At 70.1% G+C, this 6657-nt stretch carries 5 protein-coding genes; all 5 read right to left on the bottom strand.

The genetic code is table 11. The features are described from left to right. On the bottom strand, nucleotides 1–1445 hold a 1445-nt coding region (gene kdpB / locus ACWEN6_RS39885; RefSeq protein ID WP_452577318.1), incomplete at its 3' end, for a potassium-transporting ATPase subunit KdpB. After that, the gene (kdpA, locus tag ACWEN6_RS39880) at nucleotides 1445–3106 is read right to left on the bottom strand and encodes a potassium-transporting ATPase subunit KdpA (RefSeq protein ID WP_452577317.1); all 1662 of its coding nucleotides are present in this window, start codon (nucleotides 3104–3106) and stop codon (nucleotides 1445–1447) included. The genes kdpA and kdpB, both read right to left, overlap by 1 nt. Continuing rightward, on the bottom strand, nucleotides 3106–3195 hold the full coding sequence (gene kdpF, locus ACWEN6_RS39875) for a K(+)-transporting ATPase subunit F (RefSeq protein WP_354843158.1): 90 nt from the start codon (nucleotides 3193–3195) through the stop codon (nucleotides 3106–3108). Before kdpF ends, kdpA begins: the two co-directional genes overlap by 1 nt. A 205-nt stretch (nucleotides 3196–3400) precedes the next feature. Next, nucleotides 3401–4858, bottom strand: coding sequence for a hypothetical protein (locus ACWEN6_RS39870; protein ID WP_452577315.1), 1458 nt, complete (start codon nucleotides 4856–4858; stop codon nucleotides 3401–3403). Nucleotides 4859–5031: 173 nt separating this feature from the next. Then, entirely contained in the window at nucleotides 5032–6390 is a 1359-nt protein-coding gene (locus ACWEN6_RS39865; protein WP_452577314.1) for an SGNH/GDSL hydrolase family protein, read from the bottom strand. Between the last annotated feature and the right edge of the window lie 267 nt (nucleotides 6391–6657).

Below are 6657 nucleotides of genomic sequence, written 5' to 3'. Positions count from 1 at the left end.
ATGACGCCGAGCACGCGGGCGGTGCCGGCGGTGGTGATCTCGCCGACGACCAGGGGGGTGCCGCCGGAGGCGGAGATGCCGTCGACCAGCGGGCCGACTTCGCCGGTGGGGTGGCCGCCGTGGTCGCGCACCCACTTCATGACCGAGGTGGCGGCGCCCTTGCGTACCTGCCGTCCTGCCACGTCGACCCCGGACATGCGGGTTTGGGCGGTGAAGGGCACCCAGTCGGCGTGGTCGAGTTCGCCGGGGGCGCGCTCGCGTAGCGCGTAGGTCTGTTTGGCGTGCACGACGATGGAGCGGCCTTCGGGGGTCTCGTCGGCCAGGCTGGCCAGTTGCGCGGCTTCGGCCAGTTCGCGTTCGTCCACTCCGGGGACGGGCAGGAAGTCCGAGGCTTGGCGGTTGCCGAGGGTGATGGTGCCGGTCTTGTCCAGCAGGAGTGTGCTGACGTCGCCGGCGGCTTCGACGGCGCGGCCGGACATGGCCAGGACGTTGCGTTGGACCAGGCGGTCCATGCCGGCGATGCCGATGGCCGACAGCAGGGCGCCGATGGTGGTGGGGATGAGGCAGACCACCAGGGCGACCAGCACGATGCCGGTGACGCCGTCGCCGGTGAGGGCGGCTGAGTCGGGGACGCCGGGGTTGGCGGTTGTGGAGTAGATGGCCAGGGGCTGCATGGTGGCGGTGGCGACCAGGAAGATGATGGTGAGTGCGGCCAGCAGGATGTTCAGGGCGATCTCGTTGGGGGTCTTCTGCCGGTTGGCGCCTTCGACCAGGGCGATCATCCGGTCGATGAAGCTGTCGCCGGGTTTTTGGGTGATCTGCACGATGATGCGGTCGGACAGGACTTTGGTGCCGCCGGTGACGGCGGAGCGGTCGCCGCCGGACTCGCGGATCACCGGGGCGGATTCTCCGGTGATGGCTGATTCGTCGACGCTGGCGATGCCTTGGGTCACGTCGCCGTCGCCGGGGATGGTCTCTCCGGCTTCGACGATGACGTGGTCGCCTTGGAGGAGTTCGGGGGCGCCGACGACGTCCCAGGTCTGCGGGTCCTGGCCGGGGGTCCAGCGGGTGAGGCGGCGGGCGGTGGTGTCGCGTTTGGCGGCGCGCAGGGTGGCGGCCTGGGCTTTGCCGCGGCCTTCGGCGACGGCTTCGGCGAGGTTGGCGAACAGCACGGTCAGCCACAGCCACACCACGATCGCCCAGGCGAACAACGACGGGCCGGTCACCGCCAGCACGGTGGTGAACACCGCCCCGGCCTCCACGATGAACATCACCGGGTTACGCCACAACGTCACCGGATTCAGCTTGCGCAGCGCCTCGGGCAGTGAGGTGAGGAGCTGCTTGGGGTCGAGCAGCCCGCCCCCGACCTTTTCGTCGCGGGGTTCGGGAGCGGGTCCGGGCGGTGCGGGGGCACGGCCCGGGGCGTAGATCCCAGGTGTGGCCATTAGCTGATTCCTTCTGCGAGAGGCCCGAGCGCCAGGGCGGGGAGGAAGGTGAGCGCGACGAGGATGACGGTCACGCCGACGACCATGCCGACGAACTGCGGCCGGTGGGTGGGCAGCGTGCCCGCCGACGCCGGCACCGGCGCCTGCCCGGCCAGCGACCCCGCCAGGGCCAGCACGAAGACGATCGGCAGGAACCGGCCGAACGCCATGCACAACCCGAGGACGGTGTCGTACCAGGGGGTGCTCACCGTGATGCCGGCGAACGCCGAGCCGTTGTTGTTGGACGCGCTGGTGAACGCGTAGAGCACTTCCGACAGGCCGTGGGGACCGGAGTTGAGCATGCTCGCCCGCTCGGCCGGCGATCCCATCGCCAGGGCGGTGCCGACGAGCACCAGCACCGGCGTGGTCAGGAAGTACATCGAGGCCAGCTTGACCTCGCGGGCGCCGATCTTCTTGCCCAGGTACTCCGGAGTGCGGCCGACCATCAGCCCGGCCACGAACACCGTGATCACCGCCAGCACCAGCATGCCGTACAGGCCCACGCCGACGCCGCCGGGCGCGACCTCGCCCAGCATCATGTCGACCATGGTCATCATGCCGCCGAGGGCGGTGAAGGAGTCGTGGAAGGAGTTCACCGCGCCGGTCGAGGTCAGCGTCGTGGCCGCCGCGAAGACGCCGGAGTCCGGCACGCCGAACCTGATCTCCTTGCCCTCCATCGCGGCGCCCACCGCCTGGGGGACGGTGCCGTGGTGCGCGATCTCCAGGCCGGTGAGCACGGCGACGCTCGTGAACGCCAGCACGCCCATGACCGCGACGATCGCGTACCCCTGCCGGGTGTCGCCGACCATCCGTCCGAAGGTGCGCGGCAGCGCGAAGGGCAGAACAAGGATCGCGAAGATCTCGATCCAGTTCGTCCAGCTCGTGGCGTTCTCGAAGGGGTGGGCGGAGTTGGCGTTGTAGAAGCCGCCGCCGTTGTTGCCGAGCTCCTTGATGATCTCCTGGCTGGCCACCGGCCCGCCGGTGATCTTCTGGGTGCCGCCGGCCAGCGTGGCGACCTCGTGCACGCCGGAGAAGTTCTGGATCAGGCCGCCGGCCACCAGCACCAGCGCGCCGATGAACGCGATCGGCAGCAGGATGCGCACCGTGCCGCGCACGAGGTCTACCCAGAAGTTGCCGAGGTTCTCGGTGCGCCTGCGGGCGAACCCGCGCACCAGGGCGATCGCCACCGCGATGCCGACCGCCGCCGAGACGAAGTTCTGCACCGCGAGTCCGGCCATCTGCACCAGGTGGCCCATGGTGGACTCGCCCGAGTACGCCTGCCAGTCGGTGTTGGTCACGAAGCTGACGGCGGTGTTCCAGGCGATGTGGTCGGGCACCGCGGGAAGGCCCAGGTTGAGCAGAAGCTTGTCCTGCAGGCGCTGGAAGGCGTACAGGAACAGGATGGACATGGCCGAGAAGGCCAGCACGGCGCGCGCGTAGACGCTCCAGCGCTGCTCGGCGTCGGGGCGCACGCCGATGAGCCGGTAGACCACCCGCTCGACGGCCAGGTGCCGGGTGCCGGTGAAGACGCGGTACATGTAGTCGCCCAGGGGGCGGTGCGTCAGCACCAGGGCGAGTATGAGGGATCCGATGAACAGGACGCCCGCGAAGGTCGATGACATCAGAAGCGCTCCGGGAAGAGCAGGGCCGCGACCATGAAGATCACCAATGCCGCGGTGACCACCAGCCCGGCTGCGTTGACGGCGCTCACAAGCGCTCCACCGCCTTGACGACGAGCCCGAGGATCGCGAAGATCGCGATCGTCAGGGCGACGAAGATGACGTCGGCCATCCCCACTCCTTGGAATCCGGATCAGCATGCTCGAGGCCGCCCAGACGGACGGCCACAGAGTCAGCAAATCGCGAGATTTGGGGGGTAATACGGCTCTTGACGCCTTCCATACGCGTCTGTCCGGATTATTGACGCGATCCCGACGAGCGCCCTTGATCGACCCGTTCCGTTCTGCTCTGTTCCGTGCCGGCCGTCCGCCCGGCCAGCACGGTCACGCGCCCGCGCTCAGCCGACGTGGACGTGCGGGCGGCGCTCCAGCGCCGGCTCGGCCTGGCGCAGCACCTCGCGGGTGAGCGGCGGGACGTCGCCCCCGCCAACACCAGATAACGCAGCATCGCCGTGATCGGGTTGCCCTCGGCCCAGTGGAAGTAGACGTGCGGCACCCGGCCGGTACGGTCGCGCAGGTACAGCATGAGCGCGGCCAGGGCGTTCGGGACGGTCGAGCTCTCCACGCGCAGGATGCGGTGCCCGTACCTCTCCTCGCCGGTGACGCGCAGCTCGGTCTCGAACTCCGAGGCGTCCGGCACGGTCACCTCGACGAAGATGATCGGGTCCCTGCTGTGCAGCCGGTGGTTCAGCCAGGTCTCGCGCAGCTTGTCGTGGTACTCGTCCTGGTCGCGCCGATGCGGCTCGTTGGCGATCAGATGGATCTCGCCGCAGGCGTCCCGCACGAACCGGTCGGCCTGCGCGTCCAGACGGACCTCGCTGACCCGCAGCTCGGTCGAGCGGGTGGCCCGGGAGACCAGCGAGGTGACGATGATCGCCACGATGAAGAACGAGGCGATCTTCACGCCGTCGGGCCGTTCGATGACGTTGGCGACCAGCGTGTACGCCAGCACCACGCCGATCGCGACGAACCCGTACATCAGCCCGCGCTGCCCGTGCCGGCGGGCGGCCAGGGCGACCGCGACGTTGGCCGACATGAACAGCACCAGCACGCCCGTGGCGTACGCGCCGCCCTGCGCGTCCACGTCGGCGTCGAAGATGAACGTGATGGCGAACGCGATCGCCGTGAACACCAGCACCAGGGGGCGGGTCGCGCGGGTCCAGTCGGGCGCCATGCCGTACCGGGGGAGATAACGCGGCACCAGGTTGAGCAGCCCCGCCAGCGCCGAGGCGCCCGCGAACCACAGGATGGCGATCGTGCTGACGTCGTAGAGCGAGCCGAACCAGTTGCCGAGGAACCTGTGGGCCAGGTAGGCCAGGGCACGGCCGCTCGCCTTGCCGCCGCTCTCGAACTCCCGCTCGGGGATCAGCACGGTCGTGGCGAAGCTGCTGAGGATCAGGAAGACGCTCATGATGGCGGCCGCGACGGTGAGCAGGCGCTTGGTCCCCCGGACGCGCCCGGCGAGGTCGCCCTTCACCAGCGGCATGACCGCGACGCCGGTCTCGAAGCCGGACATGCCGAGCGCGAGCTTGGGCATGGCGAGCGCTGCCAGGGCGATCATCGCCACCGGGCTGCTGTACTGGACGCTCAGCACCCGCTCCCAGTCCACGACCAGCGACGGCCGCTCCAGCACGTGGACGATCGCGACCGCGACCACGACGGCGTTGAGCACGAGGTAGACCCCGACGAGCAGCACGGCGATGCCGATCGCCTCGCCGAAGCCGCGCCCGCTCGCCGAGGTGCGGCGGGTGCTGCGGCCAGGGGGCCGGCTCCACTTCTACGAGCACCAGCGCTCGGAGCAGTGATCCGGCCCGTACGCCGCACCAGGGCCCGTCAGCGCGAGCCCTGGTGGAGATGGGCCCGTGGGTGTCACTCGAAGCCGAAGCCCCAGGGAAGGGGAACGTCCTTGAACAGATGGGCGGGGACGGCGTCGGCCAGGGCCTGGTAGCCGGTGGGGTTGAGGTGCAGGTGGTCGCCCACGTCGTAGGCGGGCAGGAGCTGCCGCGGGTTGGCGGGGTCGCGGGCCGCGCGGTCGAAGTCGATCACGGCGTCGAAGCGGCGGCTGGTGCGGATCCACTGGTTGACCGCCTGCCGGGACGCCTCCCGGTAGCCCTGCGGATCGTCGTAGGCCTGGTTGCCCCCGAACGGCGTGAGCGTCGCGCCGTACACCCGGATGCCCAGCGCGTGCGCCCTGATGACCATCTGGCCGAATGCGTCGATGAGGTCGGCCGTGACCTGCCGCTGGGCGGCCTGGCTCGCTTCGGCGGTGCCGATGTCGTTGACGCCCTCGAAGACGAGCTGCCACTTCACCCCGCTCTGTGAGAAGACGTCGCGGTCGAGGCGCGAGAGGGCGTTCGGGCCGAGACCGTCGTTGAGCACGCGGTTGCCGCCGGCCGCCTGGTTCAGGACGGCGACGCCGGAGGTGGCCGGAGAGGCGTGCAGGCGTTCGACCAGCCGGTCCGGCCAGCGGTCGTTCCCGTTGGTGGTGGATCCCCGGCCGTCGGTGAGCGAGTCGCCGACGATGGCGACCGCCGCGGTGCCGGGCTTGGACCACACCTCGAGCCCGCTGAGGAAGTACCAGTGCGCGGTGGAGGCGGCGCCCGGCAGGTCCTCGGCGTCCACGTGGTCGCCGTTGACCATGTACGAGGTGGTGCGGGAGCCGGGGTGGGAGGTGATGGCGGTGGACTTCTGCCCCTCCGCCAGGTAGATCGTCACGGTGAGGTCGGACCGCGGGGCCAGCTCGAAGTTCAGCGGGTCGGAGACGGCGAGCGAGCCGACGGGGATGACGACGGACGGCCGGCCGTTGAAGGTCACCGGCTGGGAGGTGCCGGGCTTGATGGCGCTGACGCCGGCCTGGCCGCCGGCGGGGAGCGCCACCGAGACCCGCGTGATCGGCAGCGCCGTGCCGCCGAAGGCGTTGGAGAAGCGCAGCCGCACCTGCCGCCCGCCGATGGAGGTGTGGACGGTCTGCCGCAGTGTGCTGTCGGCGAGTACGAGGCCGTCCTGGGTGAAGGGGGCGGGCGGCATGTTGGACGGCTCGGTGAGCTGCGGCATCGACACCCACGTGTTGACCCAGTGCCCGTTCATCTTCGGTGTCACCTTGGTAGCGTGATCGCCGCCCCGTGCGCCGAACGCCCCGAGAGCGGGGGAGGCCACCGCGACCGCGACCGCGGCGGCCGCGGCGGCGGCCACCTTCACGAACGTGGACGGGGACGGAATGCTCGACATCGGATACGGCGTCGACCGGTCGCCGGGCCGCCTGCTGGTCCGGCGGACATCACGCCATAAGGCGAGCAACACGGACCTGAGATGTGTCATCGAGGCTCCCATCGGCCCGGCCATGGCGAGCATGGCCCGAAACATTTCGCCATATCCTCGAACATCTCTGGCGCACCGTATGTCAGGGTGATCACCCGGTCAACGTCCTGCGCGCACTTGCCGGGACGACCGTGCGTCCGGGCTCGCGCCGTCGTGAAAGCTTCACGTCCGGGGCCC

It is taken from the genome of Sphaerisporangium sp. NPDC004334, from assembly GCF_053602655.1.
The sequence above is the reverse complement of the archived record's forward strand: the minus strand, read 5'-3'. Positions and strand labels throughout refer to the sequence as shown.

Bases quoted from the DNA above. Each gene is read 5' to 3' on its own strand.
- ACWEN6_RS39865 (WP_452577314.1), bottom strand. From the start codon at position 6,390: ATGTCGAGCATTCCGTCCCCGTCCACGTTCGTGAAGGTGGCCGCCGCC.
- kdpA (WP_452577317.1), bottom strand. From the start codon at position 3,106: ATGTCATCGACCTTCGCGGGCGTCCTGTTCATCGGATCCCTCATACTC.